At 65.0% G+C, this 20,120-nt stretch carries 24 protein-coding genes and 1 tRNA gene; 17 read left to right on the top strand and 8 right to left on the bottom strand.

Annotation, left to right across the window (positions count from 1 at the left end):
• The first annotated feature begins 106 nt into the window (after positions 1-106).
• Together ACSQ23_RS15450 and ACSQ23_RS15455 are read left to right on the top strand one after the other, a co-directional pair.
• The gene (locus ACSQ23_RS15450; protein ID WP_436091122.1) at positions 107-1,303 is read left to right on the top strand and encodes a YcaO-like family protein; all 1,197 of its coding nucleotides are present in this window, start codon (positions 107-109) and stop codon (positions 1,301-1,303) included.
• On the top strand, positions 1,300-1,995 hold the full coding sequence (locus tag ACSQ23_RS15455) for a TfuA-like protein (RefSeq protein ID WP_436091123.1): 696 nt from the start codon (positions 1,300-1,302) through the stop codon (positions 1,993-1,995). The genes ACSQ23_RS15450 and ACSQ23_RS15455 overlap by 4 nt, the downstream gene beginning before the upstream one ends.
• A 94-nt stretch (positions 1,996-2,089) precedes the next feature.
• Here the strand turns inward: ACSQ23_RS15455 and ACSQ23_RS15460 are convergent.
• Positions 2,090-2,175, bottom strand: a tRNA-Leu gene (locus tag ACSQ23_RS15460).
• Between the two features lie 87 nt (positions 2,176-2,262).
• Between ACSQ23_RS15460 and ACSQ23_RS15465 the strand changes: the two genes are divergently transcribed.
• The 3 genes from ACSQ23_RS15465 (at position 2,263) to ACSQ23_RS15475 (ending at position 3,970) form a co-directional block, all read left to right on the top strand.
• On the top strand, positions 2,263-3,144 hold the full coding sequence (locus tag ACSQ23_RS15465; protein ID WP_436091124.1) for an alpha-1,2-fucosyltransferase: 882 nt from the start codon (positions 2,263-2,265) through the stop codon (positions 3,142-3,144).
• Positions 3,145-3,245: 101 nt separating this feature from the next.
• Positions 3,246-3,611 (top strand): VOC family protein, encoded by a 366-nt coding sequence (locus ACSQ23_RS15470; protein WP_436091125.1) that lies wholly within the window; start codon positions 3,246-3,248, stop codon positions 3,609-3,611.
• Between the two features lie 74 nt (positions 3,612-3,685).
• Positions 3,686-3,970: a helix-turn-helix domain-containing protein gene (locus ACSQ23_RS15475; RefSeq protein WP_436091126.1), complete on the top strand. Its 285-nt coding sequence runs from the start codon at positions 3,686-3,688 to the stop codon at positions 3,968-3,970.
• A 3-nt stretch (positions 3,971-3,973) separates the two neighbouring features.
• Here ACSQ23_RS15475 and gpt read toward each other — a convergent pair whose 3' ends face one another.
• Together gpt and ACSQ23_RS15485 are read right to left on the bottom strand one after the other, a co-directional pair.
• A complete protein-coding gene (gene gpt, locus ACSQ23_RS15480; protein ID WP_055882106.1) occupies positions 3,974-4,471 on the bottom strand; it encodes a xanthine phosphoribosyltransferase in 498 nt (165 codons plus the stop codon).
• A 61-nt stretch (positions 4,472-4,532) separates the two neighbouring features.
• Positions 4,533-5,306, bottom strand: coding sequence for a competence/damage-inducible protein A (locus tag ACSQ23_RS15485; protein WP_436091127.1), 774 nt, complete (start codon positions 5,304-5,306; stop codon positions 4,533-4,535).
• Positions 5,307-5,477: 171 nt separating this feature from the next.
• On the opposite strand from ACSQ23_RS15485, the gene map reads away from it, so the two are divergent.
• Positions 5,478-6,308: a type I methionyl aminopeptidase gene (map, locus tag ACSQ23_RS15490; RefSeq protein WP_436091128.1), complete on the top strand. Its 831-nt coding sequence runs from the start codon at positions 5,478-5,480 to the stop codon at positions 6,306-6,308.
• Positions 6,309-6,311: 3 nt separating this feature from the next.
• A complete protein-coding gene (gene radC / locus ACSQ23_RS15495) occupies positions 6,312-7,034 on the top strand; it encodes a RadC family protein (RefSeq protein ID WP_436091129.1) in 723 nt (240 codons plus the stop codon).
• On the opposite strand, the gene ACSQ23_RS15500 is transcribed toward radC, so the two are convergent.
• Positions 7,027-8,424: an MFS transporter gene (locus ACSQ23_RS15500; protein ID WP_436091130.1), complete on the bottom strand. Its 1,398-nt coding sequence runs from the start codon at positions 8,422-8,424 to the stop codon at positions 7,027-7,029. The two genes, radC and ACSQ23_RS15500, sit on opposite strands and share 8 nt — an antisense overlap.
• 108 nt (positions 8,425-8,532) lie before the next feature.
• Between ACSQ23_RS15500 and ACSQ23_RS15505 the strand changes: the two genes are divergently transcribed.
• Positions 8,533-9,441 (top strand): LysR family transcriptional regulator, encoded by a 909-nt coding sequence (locus tag ACSQ23_RS15505; RefSeq protein WP_056000251.1) that lies wholly within the window; start codon positions 8,533-8,535, stop codon positions 9,439-9,441.
• Here ACSQ23_RS15505 and ACSQ23_RS15510 read toward each other — a convergent pair.
• Both ACSQ23_RS15510 and ACSQ23_RS15515 read right to left on the bottom strand, forming a co-directional pair.
• A complete protein-coding gene (locus ACSQ23_RS15510; RefSeq protein ID WP_436091131.1) occupies positions 9,438-10,661 on the bottom strand; it encodes a GNAT family N-acetyltransferase in 1,224 nt (407 codons plus the stop codon). The two genes, ACSQ23_RS15505 and ACSQ23_RS15510, sit on opposite strands and share 4 nt — an antisense overlap.
• A 117-nt stretch (positions 10,662-10,778) precedes the next feature.
• Positions 10,779-11,516, bottom strand: a complete 738-nt coding sequence (locus ACSQ23_RS15515) for a cytochrome c biogenesis CcdA family protein (protein WP_436091132.1) — start codon at positions 11,514-11,516, stop codon at positions 10,779-10,781.
• A 150-nt stretch (positions 11,517-11,666) separates the two neighbouring features.
• On the opposite strand from ACSQ23_RS15515, the gene ACSQ23_RS15520 reads away from it, so the two are divergent.
• From ACSQ23_RS15520 to ACSQ23_RS15550, 7 genes are all read left to right on the top strand, one after another.
• Positions 11,667-12,125: a GNAT family N-acetyltransferase gene (locus ACSQ23_RS15520; protein ID WP_436091133.1), complete on the top strand. Its 459-nt coding sequence runs from the start codon at positions 11,667-11,669 to the stop codon at positions 12,123-12,125.
• A gap of 60 nt (positions 12,126-12,185) precedes the next feature.
• Complete coding sequence (locus tag ACSQ23_RS15525; RefSeq protein ID WP_436091134.1) at positions 12,186-13,166, top strand: ABC transporter substrate-binding protein; 981 nt, start codon at positions 12,186-12,188, stop codon at positions 13,164-13,166.
• A 184-nt stretch (positions 13,167-13,350) separates the two neighbouring features.
• Positions 13,351-14,028 carry a ribulose-phosphate 3-epimerase gene (rpe, locus tag ACSQ23_RS15530; protein ID WP_436091135.1) on the top strand — a complete coding sequence of 226 codons (678 nt, stop codon included), beginning with the start codon at positions 13,351-13,353 and terminating at the stop codon, positions 14,026-14,028.
• A 34-nt stretch (positions 14,029-14,062) separates the two neighbouring features.
• A complete protein-coding gene (gene purB, locus ACSQ23_RS15535; protein ID WP_436091136.1) occupies positions 14,063-15,385 on the top strand; it encodes an adenylosuccinate lyase in 1,323 nt (440 codons plus the stop codon).
• The gene (locus ACSQ23_RS15540; protein ID WP_436091137.1) at positions 15,385-15,807 is read left to right on the top strand and encodes a GNAT family N-acetyltransferase; all 423 of its coding nucleotides are present in this window, start codon (positions 15,385-15,387) and stop codon (positions 15,805-15,807) included. Before purB ends, ACSQ23_RS15540 begins: the two co-directional genes overlap by 1 nt.
• A complete protein-coding gene (locus ACSQ23_RS15545; protein WP_055882132.1) occupies positions 15,804-16,352 on the top strand; it encodes an RBBP9/YdeN family alpha/beta hydrolase in 549 nt (182 codons plus the stop codon). The genes ACSQ23_RS15540 and ACSQ23_RS15545 overlap by 4 nt, the downstream gene beginning before the upstream one ends.
• 45 nt (positions 16,353-16,397) lie before the next feature.
• Complete coding sequence (locus tag ACSQ23_RS15550; RefSeq protein ID WP_436091138.1) at positions 16,398-16,805, top strand: hypothetical protein; 408 nt, start codon at positions 16,398-16,400, stop codon at positions 16,803-16,805.
• A 3-nt stretch (positions 16,806-16,808) separates the two neighbouring features.
• Here the strand turns inward: ACSQ23_RS15550 and ACSQ23_RS15555 are convergent, their stop codons facing one another.
• On the bottom strand, positions 16,809-17,570 hold the full coding sequence (locus ACSQ23_RS15555) for an META domain-containing protein (protein ID WP_436091139.1): 762 nt from the start codon (positions 17,568-17,570) through the stop codon (positions 16,809-16,811).
• A gap of 100 nt (positions 17,571-17,670) precedes the next feature.
• Positions 17,671-17,994, bottom strand: a complete 324-nt coding sequence (locus ACSQ23_RS15560) for a DUF1476 domain-containing protein (RefSeq protein WP_055882138.1) — start codon at positions 17,992-17,994, stop codon at positions 17,671-17,673.
• Between the two features lie 283 nt (positions 17,995-18,277).
• Here ACSQ23_RS15560 and purC point away from each other — a divergent pair, with 283 nt between their 5' ends.
• Positions 18,278-19,042 (top strand): phosphoribosylaminoimidazolesuccinocarboxamide synthase, encoded by a 765-nt coding sequence (gene purC / locus ACSQ23_RS15565; protein ID WP_055882139.1) that lies wholly within the window; start codon positions 18,278-18,280, stop codon positions 19,040-19,042.
• A gap of 104 nt (positions 19,043-19,146) precedes the next feature.
• A complete protein-coding gene (purS, locus tag ACSQ23_RS15570) occupies positions 19,147-19,389 on the top strand; it encodes a phosphoribosylformylglycinamidine synthase subunit PurS (RefSeq protein ID WP_055882140.1) in 243 nt (80 codons plus the stop codon).
• Positions 19,390-20,120 lie beyond the last annotated feature (731 nt).

Consider the following 20,120-nt stretch of genomic DNA (forward strand, 5'->3'; position numbering starts at 1 on the left):
ATTGCAATTGAACACTTCATCCGCTTCGCCGAAGATCGCCCAGGTTGCCAAGGCCCTGCCGGCTCTGCCCCGCATTCCCAGCCGCAAGTTCTTCCGGCAGTAATCGGTGGACGGCGCCGTTTCGACGCCGTCAAGCTGGTTTGAGTATGGCGAACGCAATACGCCGGCCGCGCTGACCGTTGAGCGATTGCGGCCGCATCTTGCCTCGCTCGGCATCACCCGACTGGCGCGCCAGACTGGCCTCGACCGTATTGGCATCCCCTGCTTCTCAGCAATTCGGCCCGCTGGACTGACGCTTAGCGTCAGCCAGGGAAAGGGGCGCGACGATGCCAGCGCCATGGCATCGGCGCTGATGGAGGCCGCCGAGTTCACCATTGCCGAGCGATCGGAAGTCCTCTCCCGGCTAGCCACCGCCGATGCGCTTCGGCTGGCCGGCGAGAGCTACTACGATGCGGCCCGCCTCTTGCCACCCGATCGCCCGCTGCCCACCGGCGCACCGATCCGCTGGCTGCAGGGAAGCAGTTGGCCCCACAATGAGCCCCTCTGGATCCCCCGCGACGCCCTGACGATCGGCGAGGACGCCGCCGACCTGCCGGAAGTTGGCCGCAGCACCAACGGCCTCGCCTCGGGCAACACCACCGAAGAAGCGCTGTTTCACGCCATCTGCGAGTTGGTGGAACGAGACGCCACCTCCCTGTGGTCACTCCTCCCGGACGCCGCGAGGCTCGCGACGGAGTTCCCGATCGAGGCCGTGGATGATGCCGTGATCAGGGCATTCGGCAAACAGATAGGGGATGCCGACCTCGAGCTTCGGCTGTTCGACCAGACCACCAACCTTGGCGTCCCGTGCGTCATGGCCGTGATCAGCGAGCGCCCCTCCGACAGCACCAGATTGTTCGATATCGCCGCAGGTTATGGCTGCCACCCGACAGGAACCCGCGCCATTGGCCGCGCCATCACCGAAGCGGCGCAGACCAGAATTACCAACATCGCGGGCGGTCGAGACGATTTCCTGCCTGCCGAGTATTTCGAGCAGGCAGACGAGTCGATCGCGTTCCTGGAGCATCCTGGCCCAGGCGAGGCGCGCGCCCCCGCTTGGCTGCCGCCTGATACGCCATTGCCGCAACTGCTCGAGCAGTTGGCGGAGCGCATCGGGCCCACCGCCGAGATCGTCTGGAGCGAACTGGGCGGTGCCCCCTACGGCATCTCAGTGGTGCGGGCGCTTTCTGCGGTGCTCGAGGACAGGGAAACCAACGTCAACTGGTCACCTGGTCGGCGGGCGCTCGAGGTGCTGGCGCTATGAGGGTGCTGTTCGTCGGGCCATCGCTTTACGGCGAAACGCCGGATCTGGCGGGTATCTCGGTCCGCCCGCCGGCAAAGCAGGGAGACATCGCCCAAGCCGTCCTCGACGGCGCCGAGGCCATCGGCCTGGTTGATGGTTTTTTCGATGCCGTGGCGGCGCCATGGCACAAGGAAATCCTCTTCGCCCTCGCACGCGGCGTGACCATGCTCGGATCATCCTCGATGGGGGCGCTTCGTGCGGCCGAATGCGCGGCGTTCGGCATGGTTCCCATCGGCGAGATTGCAGAGGCCTACTGCAACGGGGCCCTCGACGATGATGCCGCGGTCGCGATTTCCCACGGCCCCGAAGAACTCGGCTACCCTCCGTTGACCGAGCCTCTGGTCAACGTAAAGCCGACGCTCGATCGATTGCGCAACCGGCAACTTATCTCCGAGGTAGAACAGCTGCGCATCTGGGACCGAGCCTGTCGGCTCTATTTCAAGGATCGCTCGCTGGAAGCCCTGCTCCCCTCAGAGGAGCGCCGGGAAATCCTTGCCGCCTATCGCGAGCACCGGGTCAACCGCAAGGCCGAGGATGCGCTGCTGCTGATCGCCGAGCTGAAGCGCAGCACCGTACGCGGCAGCCCGCTCTCGGCAGAGCCGCAGCATCCTTCGTTCTTTTCGAGGCACATCCTCCCTGGCATGCTCGGGTGACGCCAGTTGCGTTCAACGAGCGAGACATCAGGCCCACGGTCAGGCACACTGCCCCACCGGCTCAACGGCCATGCGGATGATTCCGATCTTTGAGTGGTGCGGGCGGTGGGACTCGAACCCACACGGGGATACCCCCTCCGGATTTTAAGTCCGGTATGTCTACCATTCCATCACGCCCGCGGCCGCTGAGCACTGCCACATCGGCTCGGACACTGACAACCACACAATTTGCCGCCATAGTCATTGGCGGCAGAAGGAGAGTGCACCGTGCCCAACGCGCGACCGAACCTGGTCGGAGTCAACATCTACGGCGGCCTTGGGAACCAGATGTTCCAGTATGCGGCCGGGTTGACCCTGTCGGAGCGACTCGGGACGGAGCTGTGTTTCGACATCCGCCACTACGAGCGCAGGGATCGCGGCGACCGCCGGCTGGGCCTGCGCGACTTTGGCATCGAGCTGCAATCGGCGCGGGTGCCGCCATTCAAGATCGGCCGCCGAATCGGCGCCGCGCTGCGGCTGTTGCCCAACCCCTTCCGCGGCGGCTCACGACTCGTCAGCATCGAGGGGTTTGATCCACGGTTTCTCGAGCTGAAGGCCCCCGCCGCCTTGTCCGGCTTCTTCCAATCCTGGCACTATTTCGAAGGGCACGAGGCATCGGTTCGCCGGGCATTCGACGTGCAACGGCTCGCAACGCCGCGAACCGCCGAACTCGCCGCCGAGATCGCGGCGGCGAAAAACCCTGTCGCCGTCCATATCCGGCGTGGCGATTACACTGACTCGCCCGAGACGATCGCCTTCTTCGGCCTGCTCCATGCCGACCACTATTTCAGGGCGAAATCCGCACTGGAAGCGAGAGTGGAGGAGCCCACCTACTTCCTGTTCAGCGACGATGTCGACATCGCAAAAGCCGAACTGGCAGGCTGGCCGGGGTTGCGGCCGGTGACCGGCTTCTCGGCCTACGAGGATATGTTCCTCATGTCCTCGTGCCGGCACTTCATCATCGCGAACTCGACCTTCAGCTGGTGGGCCGCGTGGCTTGGCGCCGCGCCGGACAAGCTGGTTATCGGGCCCCAGCAGTGGTTCGGGCCGGACTATCCGTATCCGGTCGATCCGACCGATCGCTCGCCGCCGGGCTGGCTTCTGGTCTGAACCGTCAGTCATCGAGACTCATTGCGTGCCGCAAACCCTGACATCAGCCGTCAGGGTCGGTGCACTATCCCTGTCGCTCCAACCTGGCACAGGAGGCCGACATGCAGTTCATCGACCGCTACCCCATCACCGTCACCGACCAGTTCATCGCCTGCCGCGATTTCTGGGCCAGGCACCTGAGCTTTTCGGTGATCTTCGAGAACGAGTGGTTCGTGCTGATGCAGGCCGATGGCGCCAGCATTGCCTTCATGTCGCCCAGCCACCCGTCGTGGCCGCCGGGCCCCGAGGGCTACGCGGCCGGCACCAGTATGGAGCTCGAGGTGCAGGACGCCGCGGCGGCGCTGGAGGAAGTGCGGGCCAGCGGCAAGGAGCCCGACTACCCGTTGACCGACGAACCCTTCGGCCAGCGCCGCTTCAGCCTGAAGGACCCCTCAGGCCTGTGGATCAACGTGGTGCAACAGCTTTAGGTTTCACCACACTTGCACGATCATAGCGTATTCGCTATATAGCTCATATGCGATAATCATGATCGAGTGAGGCCATGACCAAGATTGCTGATCTCAAGAAGCGGCTGATGGAGGATCCGACCTTCAAGCAGGAGTACCAGGCGGCGGAAGGCGAGATCGCCATCATCGAAGCGCTGGTGAAAGCCCGTACGCACGCCAAGCTCTCGCAGGCGGACCTCGCCAAAAAGATCGGCACCACGCAATCAGCGGTCGCGCGACTGGAAGGGGGACATGTCTCCCCCTCCCTGTCGACGCTCCGCCGCTATGCAGAGGCGACCGGGGCAAGGTTGAAGATCGACATCGAACTTACGACGGACTGACGGTCAGTCCGTAGCGCCGGAGATCGGCGGCACATAGGCGACGTCGAGATCCCACGGGAAGAAGATCCAGGTGTCCTGGCTCACTTCGGTGATGAAGGTGTCGACCATCTCGCGGCCCTTCGGCTTGGCATAGACAGTGGCGAAATGCGCGCCGGGGAGCATGTCGCGCACCACGCGCGCCGTGGCTCCGGTATCCACCAGGTCGTCAACGATCAGGATCTTGCCGCCATTGCGGGCCTTTTCCAGCAGCTCCGGGGCGATCGGCTTCAGCACCTTGATGCCGCTCTGGTTCTGATGGTCGTAGCTCTTCACCGCGACGCTCTCGACCACCCGAATGTTCAGCTCGCGCGCCACGATCGCCGCCGGCACCAGGCCACCGCGGGTGATCGCCACCAGCGCATCGAACGGCCCAAGCGCCTGCAGCCGCCAGGCAAGCGCCCGGCTGTCGCGGTGGAACTGGTCCCAGGTGACTGGGAAAGATTTCTGCTGGGTCTGGTTCACTTGCTTCTCCTGGACGGCCCGGCCGCCTCGATCTCAAACGGGGCCCCTGCGGGCCGGAAACTCAGTAGGCCTCGACTTCCGTCGAAAGCCCGGCGGCGCGATGCGCCTCGGCGACCATCTCGCGCACCCGGCCGGCAGCCTCGGCGAGCCGCGCCTCGTCGGACGAGCGCAGCACCAGCTCGGTCATCACGAAAGTCTGCCCCATCTGCGGGTAGCTGCCCATCTTTACATCGGGGAACTCGTCCTGGATGCGGCCGAGCGGACCACCAATGCTGCCTTCGCCCACGCGGCACCGGATGGTGATCGACTTCACCTTCTTGCCGCCCTGCAAGGTCGGCGCGATCGCCTCGAGCATGGCCAGCATGATCTTGGGCACGCCGGCCATGACGTGGACATTGCCGATGCGGAAGCCCGGCGCGGCGCTCACCGAGTTGACGATCAGCGTTCCGCCTTCGGGAATCCGCGCCATGCGCAGCCGCGCCTCGTTGACCTCGGTGCCGGTCTGCTTCCAGCGCGCTTCCAGCAGGGCGCGCGCCTCGTCGTTGATCGGCAGCTTGACGCCGAACGCTTTGGCGATGGCGTCGGCGGTGATGTCGTCATGTGTCGGCCCGATGCCGCCGGTAGTGAAAACGTAGGTGTAGCGTGCCCGTACGGCGTTCACCGCGGCGATGATATCGTCCTCGACGTCGGAAACGACGCGCACTTCCCTGAGTTCGATCCCAAGCTCGGTGCAGAAATCCGCCGTCGCGCCGATATTCACATCCTTGGTCCGGCCGGACAGGATTTCATCGCCGATGACAACGAGGGCGGCGGTAACGGCTTCGGGCGATGGCATGGTGGCCCCGGATTTGCGAGGCACAATGCATTGCCTCACCAAAGCCCGAAAGGTCAAGCAATCCGGCGGGTCATCGGGGCCGGTGCCCACAGTATTGCCCGTGGGCTGGCAACGCCAACACACTTCCAATCCTTGGCCCGAACGCCTACTTTCGTTTCGAACGGAGCTGCCATGATCACCTACGTCGAAGCCGAAACCAAAAGCCGCCGCACCTCGGGCGTCATCCCGCTGCACGGCGAAGCGGGCTTCAACGGCATGCGCAAGGCCGGCCGCCTGACCGCCGAAGCGCTCGACCTGCTGGTCGATGCGGTGAAGCCCGGCGTCACCACCGCGGCGCTCGATCGGCTCGCCTACGAGTTCGCCCGGGATCACAACGCGATCCCGGCAACGCTGTTCTACAAGGGCTACCGCCACTCGATCTGCACTTCGATCAACCACGTCGTCTGCCACGGCATCCCCGAGGAGCGGCCGTTGCGTGAAGGCGACATCGTCAACATCGACCTGACCTTGATCGTCGATGGCTGGTACGGCGACAGCTCGCGCATGTACCCGGTGGGCGAGATCAGCCGTAAGGCCGAGCGCCTGATCGACGTCACCTATGCCGGCCTCGCCGCCGGTATCGCTGCGGCCAAGTCAGGCGCCACCACCGGCGATATCGGCGCCGCCATCCAGGCGCTGGCGGAAGCCGAGCGGATGAGCGTAGTGCGCGATTTCGTCGGCCACGGCGTGGGGCAACTGTTCCACGACGAGCCCAACATCATGCATTTCGGCGTGCCGGGCACCGGTGTGCCGCTGAAGCCGGGCATGATCTTCACCATCGAGCCGATGATCAATCTGGGCCGCCCGCACGTCAAAATCCTCGCCGATGGCTGGACCGCGGTAACCCGCGACCGCACGCTCTCGGCCCAGGCCGAACACTCTATCGGCATCACCGAGACCGGCGTCGAGATCTTCACCTCCTCGCCGCGGGGGCTGTTCAACCCGCTCGATGCCCGTCGCTGACCGATGAGCGAGGGGGAGAAGCCATCGCCGGATGGACTCGGCGAGGCGGCTCCGCCCCACTATCTCGGCCATCGCGAACGTGCCCGGCAGCGGTTTCTCCAACTCCGCGAGCAACACATCGAGGATTACGAGCTGCTGGAGCTGATCCTGCAGATCGTCATCCCGCGCAAGGATACCAAGCCGCTCGCCAAGGAGCTTATCAGAGCGTTCGGCTCATTTTCCGGCGTGTTCTCAGCCACCCCGCAGCAGCTCGACGAGATCAAAGGCCTCGGGCTGGTCTCGGCCACCAACCTCAAGATCATCCAGGCCGCCGCCCAGCGCTTCGCGCGCGATCGCATGGTGCCGGACATGCCGGTCCTCAACTCATGGAGCACGCTGATCGATTATTGCCGCGCCCAGATGGCGTTCAACGATATCGAGCAGTTCCGCATCCTGTTCCTCGACAAAAAGAACCGCCTGATCGCCGACGAAGTGCAGCAGACCGGCACGGTCGACCACGCCCCGGTCTATCCGCGTGAGGTGATCAAGCGCTCGCTGGAACTGAGCGCCAGCGCGCTGATCCTGGTGCACAACCACCCCTCGGGCGATCCAACGCCTTCGCAGGCGGACGTTGAGATGACCCTGAGGATCAACGACGTCGCCCGGCCGCTGGGGATTACGGTGCACGACCACATCATCATCGGAAAGTCGGGCCACGCATCGATGAAGGGGCTGAAGCTCATCTGACGGTTCGTCCCAGCGTGCCGATCACCAGCGCTGCAACGAGCAGAACCGCGGCGACGGCGAACGTGATGTGCATCCCGCCCGCGACCGCGTCCGCAGATGCCGTCGTGACATCAGCCGCCGCCGACCCGAACGCGAACACTGCCCCCATCACGGACGCTCCGGTGATCAGACCGAGATTGCGTGACAAGTTGAGCATCCCCGAGACGACGCCCCGCTCGCCGGCGCCAGCAGCCATCATGACCCCGCTGTTATTGGCCGCCTGAAACAGCTGATAGCCCGGCGTCAGGACGACCATGGCAGCAATATAGCCGGCGACACCGAACGCCACCGGAATCGCAGCGAGCCCAACCACGCCGGCCACCATCGCGACGAGCCCGACGATGACCATCAGTCGCGCGCCGAGGCGGTCGACCATCCGCCCCGCCAGCACGCCACTCAGCGCCGAAACGACTGGGCCAACCGACATCGCGATGCCGACCAGCGCGGCGTCGAGCCCCAGCGCATGGGACAGATAGAACGGCCCGACCACCAGCGTCGCCATCATCACCGTCGACACCAATGCGTTCATGGCGAGGCTGGCGCCGAGTCCGGACCGGTGGAACATCGCCGGCCGGATCAATGGCGACGCGGCTTTCGTCTCGGCCAGCAGGAAGAACCCCACTCCGAACCCGGCAGCTGCCAGCAGGGCGATATTGAGCAACCCGAAGTTCCCCCGCCCGATGGTCATGGCCAGGGCATATGCCGCCAGCGTCATGGCGAGCAGCAGGGTACCCACCCCGTCGAAGCCGCCCCGCCGCACTGTCGCAGCGCGGCCATCGACCGGCAGGCAGCAGTACGCGAGGACGAACGCCACCAGACCGAGCGGGACGTTGACCAGGAAGATTGCCCGCCAGCCGAACCCGGCAATCAGCAGACCACCAAGCGAGGGGCCGAGCGCCGTGCCGACAGCCGACATGGTCCCGAGCAACCCCATGGTCCTGCCCGTCTGCGCCTTCTCGATCGTGTCCCCGACAAAGGCCATCGCGAGGGCCATCATGATGGCAGCGCCGAGCCCCTGTAACGCCCGGGCGGCAACCAGCAAGGATAGACTGGGGGCTGCCCCGCAGGCCACTGAGGCAATGGTGAACAGCGCAATCCCGCCCAGCAGCAGGCGCCGACGGCCGATGATGTCGCCCAGCCGTCCCACGCTGACGATCAGGGTTGTGATGGCGAGCAGGTAGGCCAAGACGATCCACTGCACATCCTGGAACGAGGCATCGAGCGCCTCGGCCATTGTCGGCAACCCGACATTGGCAATGCTGGTACCAAGTGAGGACAGCAGCATCGCCAGCGACAGCGCGGCGAGGGCCAATCCGGGGCCTCGTACCGCGGCACGAATATCAGAACGCATCAGGCTCTCCTTGGTCAGCCCTGACTAGTTCTTTCCCTGGCATGGCGGAACACGCAGCATTTGCACTTCATTCGTGCGCTCAACGCCACATCACTATAGAGTCGGCGCATGTCGACGCCCGATCTCAACCTGCTCGTCACCCTCGATGTGCTCCTCGCTGAAGGCAGCGTGGCGCGCGCGGCCCGCCGGTTGCGCCTCAGCCCATCGGCAATGAGTCGGGCCCTGGCGCGATTGCGCGAGACCACCGGCGATCCGCTGCTGGTGCGGGCCGGTCGCGGCCTCGTGCCGACGCCGCGGGCGCTCGAACTCCGCGAGCGGGTCAGTCAGTTGGTGGGGGATGCGCAGGCGGTGCTGCGGCCGCAGGAGATGCTCGACCTCACGCGGTTGGATCGAACCTTCACGTTGCGAAGCAGCGACGGTTTCGTGGAGAACTTCGGACCAGAGCTCATTGCTCGCGTCAACCGAGAGGCGCCGGGCGTGCGGCTGTGGTTCGTGCAGAAAGCCGAAAAAGCAACCGGATCGTTACGCGATGGCAGCATCGACCTTGAAACCGGTGTGGTGGACCAGACGGCCGGGCCGGAGGTGCGGGCGGTCGCCCTGTTCCGAGACCGCTTCATCGGGGTCGTCAGGACGGGTCACCCACTGAGCGAGGCGGAGATCACGCCTGCCAGCTACGCTACCGGCCGACACGTTCATGCCTCGCGGCGCGGCCTCGGCAAGGGCTTGGTCGACGAAGCGTTGGAACAGCTTGGCTTGCAGCGCGAGATCGTTGCGATCGTCGCCGGCTTCGCAGCCGCTCTGGCTCTGGCACGTGCCTCGGAGCTGATCGCCACAGTTCCTGAGCGCCACACCGGAAATCTGCGTGCCGGAATGACCAGCTTTCAACTGCCGGTCGCCGTACCGGGGATCACAGTGTCATTGCTCTGGCATCCGCGACTGGATGCAGATCCGGCGCATCGCTGGTTGCGGAGCTGTGTCCGCGACATCTGCGCCGGACGAAGCAACGTGTCGGTCTAGTCTGACGCCTCAGGCACCGGGGCCGCGCTCCTGGCGGCCAGCATCCGCCCGCGAACCGCTTTCACCACGCCCATTACCGCCTTGTTGGCCTTGAGCTTCTGCCGCAGCACCTGCCAGCCGAAGTGCCCCTTGGCGGCAACCGCGCCCAACGTCGTCAGCGGCACGTAGTGCTGGCGCACCGGCAGCTTGAGGTTGCACCAGTGGCGCTTCTCGTCGGTGAAGCCGGCGCCCATATCGAAGACACGGTAGCCGGCATCGAACACCGTCTGCATCACCCGCAGCAGGCACTGCTTGCCTGGCGAGCCGGTCTGGATCGTCGCGTCGTCGCTCATCGACGAGATGAGGCAGAACAGCCGCTCGCCATGCACAATATTGTAGCGCACCGCGACGATCTCGCCATTGAGCCGCAGCACATGCAGGCGCACATCGATGCCGGCCGCCGACGACAGCGTCGCGTCGTAGAATGCCCGTACGCCTGGCTCGGCAAACGGATCCGGCACGCCCATGGCGACGAAGCGCGCCGCGCGCTGGCGGAACATCACCTCGAGGATCGGCAGGGCCTCCGGGCCACCACGCACCTCCTCGAACTCCACCTGCCCCAGCGCCTCGAGCCGCTCGCCCTGCTGGCGATCGTGCTTGCGGCGCGATTTCGAGCGCTGCGTGGTGTTGGCATCGTCCCAGCTCGCGAACTGCGCCCGATAGAGCGTCTCCGCCTCGATCGTCTGGCCGAGCTCGGCGAAGATGTCGACGCCCCCGACGAACAGCTGCGGCACCGATTTCAGGTAGATCAGGTCGGCGCCATCGAGCCGCTCCAGCATCGCCGACCACAGCGCCGCCCGCTCGACCGAGCCGAGCGTCGCGAGCCGCGCCGCATCGACCAGTGGCGCGTTGCAGCCGACATGGGCCCCTGGAAACCACGACAGCAGCCGTACCCCTTTGACGCGCCGCCGCCACAGCGGCAGCAGCGCCACCGGCTCGCCGTCGAAGGCGGCCGTCAGGTAGAACTGGTCGGCCTCGGCAATGCCGAACGCATTGACCCAGGCACGGGTGAAGGCGGCGCTCTGGCCGGGCGACTCGATCTGGCCGTCTTCCAGTGCCGCCCAGGTCGCCGCGACCTCGTCGATCCGATGCGCCAGCTGCACCGTCGCCACCGGCACCACGGTCAGGCGCTGGCGCTGCGGCCGCGGCGGCGTATCTTCTGCATAGGCTTCGAGAGCCATCGTCGCATCCTCGTCCAAGGTTGCGGCGACTATCGCGAGCGGCAGTGAATGGGCTGTTGACGGAACCGTGATCGATCGGTTCGGCGTCAGATTTCGGCAGCGACGGTTAAGCCGCGCTTACCCGAATTGCTGCAGAACCGGGAAGGTCTCGAGGAACCAGTAGGAAATGCGAGTGAACTGCCCGGTGAGGAACAAGAGCCCAGTAACCACCAACAGCCCCCCCATCACCTTCTCGACCATCCCCAGGTGCTTCTTGAAGCCGGAAAAGAAGGTGAGGAACGGTCCGATGGCGATGCCGGCGAGCAGGAACGGCACGCCCAGCCCGAGCGAGTAGAGCCCGAGCAACGCGGCGCCATCGAGCGCCGTTTCCTTGGTCGAGGCCACTGCCAGGATCGCCGCCAGCACCGGCCCGATGCACGGCGTCCAGCCGACGGCAAACGCCAGCCCGAGCAGGAACCCGCCCACCGGGCCACTGGCGACGCCCGGCCCATTGTGCCGCAACTGCCGGTCGAGGAAGGCGATCCGATAAACGCCGAGGAAATGCAGCCCCATCGCGATGATGAACAGCCCGGCGATCGGCGTGATGATCGGCAGTGCCTGGCGGAACGCCTGCCCGAACGCCGTCGCCGTGGCGCCGAACAGGATGAAGACGATTGAGAACCCGGCGATGAAGAACAGCGAGGTGAAGACGCTCTTCCGCCAGATCACTCCAGCGGTGGCGCCATCGTCACGCAGCTGGTCGAAGCTCGCGCCGCTCATATAGGTGAGGTAGGGCGGCACCAGCGGCAGCACGCACGGGCTTAGGAAACTCAGCACCCCTGCCCCAAACACCAGCCAGAACGAAAACCCGTCCATCATGCCTCCGACAAATCGCGCGAAGTCATAGCCGGTTCGGGGCCGAAGGCAATGCGACGGGCCGCCGCTCGCTCTGATGTGAAGGCAACTGGCCGGACAGCTGGAAGTGACGTAGCACTGCGTCACTGCCAATTCAGCCAACGAGCGTCGATGTCGCCAATCGTTCGCCTTGAACCCGTTACACCAGCAAACCGCGCCCAGCTTGTCGCCCTCTCGGTCGCCACGCAGCAACGCGATTTCGTAGCGACGAACGCTGAGTCCCTGCGCGAGGCGGACGGTAACCCGGCCTGCTTCCCCTTCGCCATTACCGTCGATGGCAGCGTTCTGGGTTTCGCGATGTATGCGCTCGATCCGGACGACGGCAATTACTGGATCTACCGGTTGATGGTCGACCAGCGGCATCAGCATCGTGGCATCGGACGCGCTGCACTGACTGAGCTTACCGCGCTCATGTCCAACCTGCCGAACTGCCCACGCATCGTGCTCGGGGTCGAACCGACCAATACCGCCGCCCGCGCGCTCTACACGTCGATCGGGTTCATCGCCACCGGCGAGGTCATCGGCGGCGAAGACGTGATGTGTCTCACCTTGAGTTGCAATCAAACTTGACTGCAACGATCATCTTTCGTTTACGTGCTGCGACAAACAGTTCGCAGGGGATGACGTGAGATGAAGCTGAAGCTCGTACTGGCACTATTGGCGGCGATGATCGCCCCGGCCCTGGCGCAGGATTTCCCGGTGACCGTCGAGCATATCTACGGCACCACCACCATCCCGGCGCAACCGCAGCGTGTCGTCTCGGTCGGCATGCACGAGCAGGATTTCCTCTATGCCCTCGGCATCGCCCCGGTCGGGGTGAAGGAGTGGTGGGGCGAACACCCCTATGCCACCTGGCCCTGGGCCGAGGCAGCCCGCAAAGCCCTCAACGCCACCCCCGAGGTGATGACCGCCGACGGCATCAACATCGAGTGGGTCGCCGCGCAGCGCCCCGACCTGATCATCGCCATCTACGTCACCATGGACGAGGCGATGTATCGGAACCTGTCGAAGATCGCGCCGGTGGTGGTGACGCCGGCCGGCTACCAGCACTGGGGTGCTCCGTGGCAGGCAGAACTCACCATCATCGACCAGGCGACCTCGGGCAACACCGCCAAGTCAGACGCCATCGTCAGGTCATTCGCCGATCGCTACGCGGTAGTGCGCGGTAAGTACCCGCAACTTGCCGGCAAGACCGGCACCAACCTTTACCTGAGGGAAGACGGCAGCTTCGATGCCTGGAGCAGCAATGACCTCGCCAGCAAGTTCCTGATCGACCTCGGCCTCAGCTTCCCGGCTGAACTCGACAAGCTGGCCCAGCCCGACAACCGCATCACCGTCAGCCCCGAATTCATCGAGCTGCTCGACATGGACGTGGCGATCTGGCCTGCCGACAATGCCGAGATCCAGCACAAGGTCGAAGCCATGAGCCTCTATCAAGGCCTGAAGCTCGCCACCGAGGGCCGCTCGATCTGGCTCGACGACGGCGACGGCCTCGCCAGCGCCGCGATGAGTTGGCAGACGCCATTGTCGCTCGGCTACCTGCTCGACCTGCTGCCGCCCAAGCTAGCGGCGGCGCTGGACGGCGATCCGGTTACGGCTGTTCCAGACTGATCTTTGCCTCTGGGCGGCTACAAACTCGATGTCATCCCTGCGAAAGCAGGGACCCATTTATCAGGCTGCGCCGGCTGCAAGCTGGGTCCCTGCTTTCGCAGGGATGACATCGAGGTTGGGGCGGGGTAAGGACCCATGTCTGTCGGTTGCGGTACGTCAAAACCGACAAAACTGACGAGGCCCCATGTCCCGCCCGATCCGCATCGCGCCTTCTATCCTGTCCGCCGATTTCACCCGGCTCGGCGACGAGATTCGCGCCATCGATGCGGGCGGCGCCGACTACATCCATGTCGATGTGATGGATGGGCACTTCGTCCCCAACATCACCATCGGCCCGCTGATCGTCTCGGCCATCCGACCGCTCACCAAAAAGCTCATCGACGTCCACCTGATGATCGCCCCGGCGGACCCCTATCTCGGCGCCTTCGCCAGGGCCGGCGCCGACTCGATCACCGTGCATGCCGAGGCCGGCCCGCATTTGCACCGCTCGCTGCAGGCGATCCGCGCCGAGGGCAAGCGCGCCGGCGTCGCCATCAACCCGGCGACCCCGGTTTCGGCGATCGAGCACGTCATCGGCGATGTCGACCTGGTGCTGGTGATGAGCGTCAACCCCGGCTTCGGCGGACAGAAGTTCATCCCCGAGAGCCTGAACAAGATCCGGCAGGTACGGACGCTGATCGGCAATCGCCCGATCGACCTCCAGGTCGATGGCGGCGTAACCGAGCACAATGCCAAGGCCCTCGCCGATGCCGGCGCCGACCTTTATGTCGCCGGCACCTCGGTATTTGCCGGCAACGACCCCAAAACCTATGCCGGCCGCATCGCGGCCATCCGCAACGCCGCTACCGCCGTTACCGCGTAACGCATCGGTTACGCGAACAAAGAGCCATAAGCCAATGATTCCGCGCTATTCCCGGCCCGAAATGGTCGCCATCTGGTCCCCCGAGACCCGCTTCAAGATCTGGTTCGAGATCGAAGCGCACGCCACCACCAAGCTGGCCGAACTCGGTGTCGTGCCGAAAGAAGCGGCGGAAACCATCTGGGCCAAGGGCGGCAACGCCACTTTCGACGTCGAGCGCATCGATGAGATCGAGCGCACCACCAAGCACGACGTCATCGCCTTCCTGACGCACGTGTCGGAAATCGTCGGCCCCGAGGCCCGCTTCCTGCACCAGGGCATGACCTCGTCCGACGTGCTCGACACCTGCCTCGCCGTGCAGCTGGCCCGCGCCTCGGACATCCTGCTCGGCGATATCGACCGGCTGCTGGCGGCGATCAAGAAGCGCGCCAAGGAGCACAAGTACTCGATCACCATCGGCCGCAGCCATGGCATCCATGCCGAGCCGACCACCTTCGGCATCAAGCTGGCTGAGGCCCATGCCGAGTTCGCCCGCAACCGCGCCCGGCTCGTCGCGGCGCGCGCCGAGATTGCCACGGCCGCCATCTCCGGCGCCATTGGCACCTTCGCCAATATCGACCCGCAGGTCGAAGCCTATGTCGCCGAAAAGCTGGGGCTGAAGCCCGAGCCGATCTCCACCCAGGTGATCCCCAGGGACCGCCACGCCATGTTCTTTGCCACGCTCGGCGTCATCGCCTCGTCGATCGAGCGCATCGCCACCGAGATTCGTCACCTGCAGCGCACCGAAGTGCTCGAAGCCGAGGAGTTCTTCTCGCCCGGCCAGAAGGGCTCGTCGGCCATGCCGCACAAGCGCAACCCGGTGCTGAGCGAAAACCTCACCGGCCTCGCCCGCCTGGTCCGCGGCATGGTCACCCCGGCGCTGGAGAACGTGGCGCTCTGGCACGAACGCGATATCTCGCACTCCTCGGTCGAGCGGATGATCGGGCCCGATGCCACGGTCACGCTGGATTTCGCGCTGAACCGTCTCGTCGGCCTGATCGACAACCTGCTGGTCTACCCCGAGAACATGAAGCGCAATCTCGATCTGCTCGGCGGGCTGCATAACTCGCAGCGCGTGCTGCTGGCGCTGACCCAGGCCGGCCTCAGCCGCGAGGATTCCTATGCGGCAGTGCAGCGCAACGCCATGCAGGTCTGGCAGGCCCGCGGCGACCGCGCCGGGCTGTTTGCGCAGTTGCTGAAGTCCGATCCCGAAGTCTCGGCCAAGCTGAGCGCCTCGGATATCGACGCCATGTTCGACGATTTCTACCACCTGAAGCATGTCGACGCGCTGTTCGAGCGCGTCTTCGGACCGGAGGTGTGATGGCGGTCGTCTACGCGCGCGAAGCTGCCCTGCCCGTCGACGACTATATCGACGTGGTCGGCCACAGCGCGCTCGGGGCGACCCGGCCGATCAACGATCGCGACCGCATCGCCGCGATGATCGAGGGCGCCGACCTGATCATCACTGCCCGCCTCGACGGTCGCTGCGTCGGCCTTGCTCGTTGCCTCACCGATTTCGCCTGGGTCGCCTATTGCGGCGATCTCGCGGTGCACGACGATTTCCAGGGCCGCGGCATCGGCAAGGGCCTGCTTGAGGCCTGCCGCGAGCACTTGGGCGACGGCGTCGGTATGGGGCTGCTCTCTGTTCCCGGCGCGGTCGGCTTTTACGACAAACACGGGCCGTCGGTGGATCTCCACCCCTATGGCCACGCCTACTTCATGAACCGAAAGCGCGGCGTATGAGAATTGCGGACGCAGACATCCTGATCCTGCCCGGTCTCGGCAATTCCGGTGCCGGCCACTGGCAGCGCCGCTGGGCCGATCGCTTCTCCACCGGCCGCATCGTCGAGCAGGACGAGTGGGACGACCCGGACCTGCGGGACTGGACGGCGGCCATCGTCGAGGCGGTTGAGGCCGCCGAACGCCCCGTGGTGCTGATCGCCCACTCGCTGGCCGTCTCTGCACTGGTGCATGCCGCGCCGCGCTTTCCAGCCGGCAAGGTCAAGGGCGCCCTCCTCGTCTCGCCGCCCGATCACGAAGGGCCCGGCTTCCCGCGCGAAGGCCGCAGCTTCGACAACGTGCCGACCGACCCGCTGCCCTTCCCCTCGCTGTTGGTGGTCTCGACCAACGACAGCTACGTCTCCCCCAACCGCGCCGCCGATATGGCCACCGCCTGGGGCTCCGAACTGCACTTTGCCGGCGAAGCCGGCCACATCAACCTCGCCTCCGGCCATGGCCCCTGGCCCGAGGGCTTGTTGATGTTCACCCGCCTGATGCAGCGGATCTAGCCGCGCGCAGTTGCGAATGATTCGCATCTGCGATAACTTCGCTGGATGTGGCCGTTCCTGACTGATCCGCCCTCGTTCGTCCAACTGGTCGTGCTGATCAGCAGCCTGATCGTCGGCCTGTCTCACATCTTGCAGCCGGCACTTTGGGGCGAGTACTTCGCCGACCTCCGCGCCCGTGGCCGCGCCGGGCTGGTGAGCAAGATCATACAGGTCGAGCTGTGGCCGGCGTTGCTGATCGTCAGCCTGCACCAGGTATGGGCGGGTCCGGCGATCGTCGTCACCGTATATGGCTGGCTGCTGCTGCTGAAGGTGACCATCGGGTTGACCCTGCCAAGCCTCGGCATGGCGTCGATGGCCATCCCCGAACAGGCTCCCAGGAGCTTCGTGCCGGCGGGCGTGTTGATGCTGGCAATCGGCGCCGCAGCGGGCGCCGCGCTGTTCTGGCCGACCTGACCGCTACATCGCCGAGAACTGCGCTACCACCTTGCCTGCTGCGTCGCTGAGGAACAGCTTCTTCTGCTCGGCATCGATCCGGTAGGTGCGGGTGTCGGCAAGCGCGGCGTGAAGCTTCATTTCCTGGTCCATCGCGGCTTCGGTGCAGGCCATCATGGTCGAGGCCAGATCGCCGAAGCTGATCTTGTCACCGTCGATCGTAGCGCTGCCGCTGAAGCGGTTGCAGCCGCCATTGCCGGAGACCTTGCCGTCCGCGGCGATCTCCAGTGTGGTCTGCAGGTTGTCGATCACCCCGCCGCCGGAAATGTCCTCGGCCAGCCACGCGCCGGCCAACGGCAGCGTCGCAGCTTCGCTGCTCGCGACGCGCTGCACCAGCAGCTCGACGCCGGCGGCCTGCGGATCGAAGGTGTGGCGCTCTGTGGTGGTGAACATCAACTCGTCGCCCGCGGTGATGCTGGCCCGCCAGGCATAGGTGCGCCCGGCCTCGATCTGCGCCGGATCGTAGTCGATGCTGAAGGCGGTGGGGCTGGTGCTCGCTGGCACGCTGGTTTCTGCAATCACTCTGGCCGGCGCGTCGGCAAGCGACACATCCTCGAGCCGCACCGTCGCCACCGCGCCCTCGGGCAACAGCATGCGCTCGCGATAGACGACGTTGCCGGTGATCGTCGCGCCGTCGGCCAGTGCAACGCCGGCGATCGAGGCCAGCATCACGCCGGCAATCAGCGCCATGGCAGGGCGCCGGCCCATGAGCAGTGTGCTTTCCATCTCGATCCCTCCTGCGGAGGTCCAAGACGAAACGCCTCGCGCCTATGGGGCGCAAGGCACAAATCCGGACGATGGTTTCGGGTGGCTTACCGCGAGGGTATCAACCCTCGTTGAGCACCTGGTCGCGCGCCACCGGGACGAGCTCCGCCATCTTCTGGCGAATCATGTCGTCGGACACCGAAGCGCCCTTGGCCTTCAGGTCGCCCGAGATCTTGCGGAACACGTCCTCGTCGCCGGCTTCCTCGAAGTCGGAAGCCACAACTTCGGCAGCGTACTGCTTGGCGTGCTCTTCGCTCAGGCCCATATGCTCGGCGGCCCACAGCCCCAGCAGCTTGTTGCGACGCGCCTCAGCCTTGAAGCGCAGTTCCGAGTCGTGAGCAAACTTCGCTTCCTGACCCTTTTCGCGATCGTTGAATCCCGACATCTACGCTCTCCGCAAATCTGCCCGGCAGTCGGGCGCCCTCGATGGGTTTGCACATAAGCTGGACCGCCAGCCAAATCAACGGGTGGCGGTCGCGGCATTTGGTCAATCCGATCAACGATCCACGGCGCCATTGGATGCGCGTGAAGCGCCGGCATCCCCCAATTTGGTGAGTTCGGCGCGACGTGCCACTCGGTTCCGCCGGCGGTGAAAGAGCTTGCATTAGGCTGCCATTCTGGCGCATGAACGCCGCAATTCCCTACATTGTCCGAGAGGCAGGGCTCATATGAACCGTCGCCGCAAAATCTATGACGGCAAGGCCAAGACGCTCTACGAGGGCCCGGAGCCCGGGACGCTGATCCAGTACTTCAAAGACGACGCCACGGCCGGTAACGGCGCGCGCCACGAGATCATCGATGGCAAGGGCGTCCTGAACAACCGGATCTCCGAGTACATCTTCACCAAGCTGAACGGCCTGGGCATTCCGACCCACTTCATCCGCCGGCTCAACATGCGCGAGCAGCTGATCAAGGAAGTGGAGATCATCCCGCTCGAGATCATCGTGCGCAATGTCGCGGCCGGTTCGCTGGTGAAGCGCCTCGGCCTCGAGCCGGGCACCCAGCTGCCGCGCTCGATCATCGAGTTCTGCTACAAGGACGACGCGCTCGGCGACCCGATGGTGTCGGAAGAGCACATCACCGCTTTCGGCTGGGCGACGCCGCAGGAGCTCGACGACATCATGGCGCTGGCCATCCGCGTCAACGACTTCCTCACCGGCCTGTTCATGGGCGTCGGCATCCAGCTCGTCGACTTCAAGATCGAATGTGGCCGCCTCTATGACGGTGACCTGATGCGAGTCGTCCTGGCCGACGAGATCAGCCCGGACAACTGCCGCCTGTGGGACATCAAGACCCGCAACAAGCTCGACAAGGATCGCTTCCGCGAGAACCTCGGCGGGCTGGTCGATGCCTACCGCGAAGTGGCGCAGCGCCTCGGTATTCTTGTGGAAACCGACAACGCGTTGACCACCGGCCCGCGACTCGTGCAATAGCCGCCCCGGAGCGTGGTCAGGAAAGGTTGCAAACCTTTCCGGTTCGACCGCGCGACCACTGAAAATGCAGGGTATTACCCCCTGCCCTGTTTCGGGAATTTTCGATGAAAGCCCGCGTCACCGTCACGCTCAAATCCGGCGTCCTCGACCCCCAGGGTCAGGCCATCCAGGGCTCGCTGAAGAGCCTCGGCTTTTCCGGCGTCGGTGCCGTACGGCAGGGAAAAGTGTTCGACGTCGAGCTGGGTGAATCCGATTTGTCACAGGCCGAGGCTAATGTCCGGGCGATGTGCGAGAAGCTCTTGGCGAACACCGTCATCGAAAACTACACGATAGAAATCACGCCTTAAGATTCACCGCTTATGGTACGGGCCGCTCGCGTAACCCTGAGCCTGTACCAGTAAAAGACCGCCCCGATGCTCAAGACATTCTCCCTGTCGATTGCCTTCTTCCTCGCGCTCGGCCTGCTTTTCGCCGCCTACGCGTCGGTCCCCGTCTGAGGCGTAAGCTTTAGCGTTTTTCGGCAGCGCCTTCGCTCTCTCGCAAAGCGAGAGCGGAGCGGCTGGCCGCAAATCTCTCCCCACTCGGTGTCATCCCTGCGAAAGCAGGGACCCATGTCGCCGTTCGCACCAGCTGATGGTTGGGTCCCTGCTTTCGCAGGGATGACATCCAGTGAGCGGGCACGAGGACTGCTCGCCTCGGCATGGACAGACCTGCCTTAGACTTTGGTCGCGTGACGCGGATGCCACAACGTGGCCGCCGCCACTTTTTCGCCGCCCCGCGCCCACCGAATAGGCGCACCGTCGCATCACACCCTCCAATTAACCGTGCTGGTTCAGACTCCATTCAGCCATAGGGGCGCATTGGAGCCATGCACGGGCCGTGACTATTCCGGTCCCGCGAACCGACCTAAACACCGCCCTGACCCAAGCGCAGTTTCGCGCTGCCGACCGATATAGAAAATGATCAAGACCTTCTCGCTCTCTGCCCTGTTCTTCATGACCATCGGCGTCCTGCTCGCCACCCACCTGCCGCTCTGACACTGGCAGCGCGGCGGGCCGGCGGGCCCGTAGCTCGATAA

Source organism: Devosia sp. LjRoot16 (genome assembly GCF_964252795.1).
Lineage (GTDB): Bacteria > Pseudomonadota > Alphaproteobacteria > Rhizobiales > Devosiaceae > Devosia_A.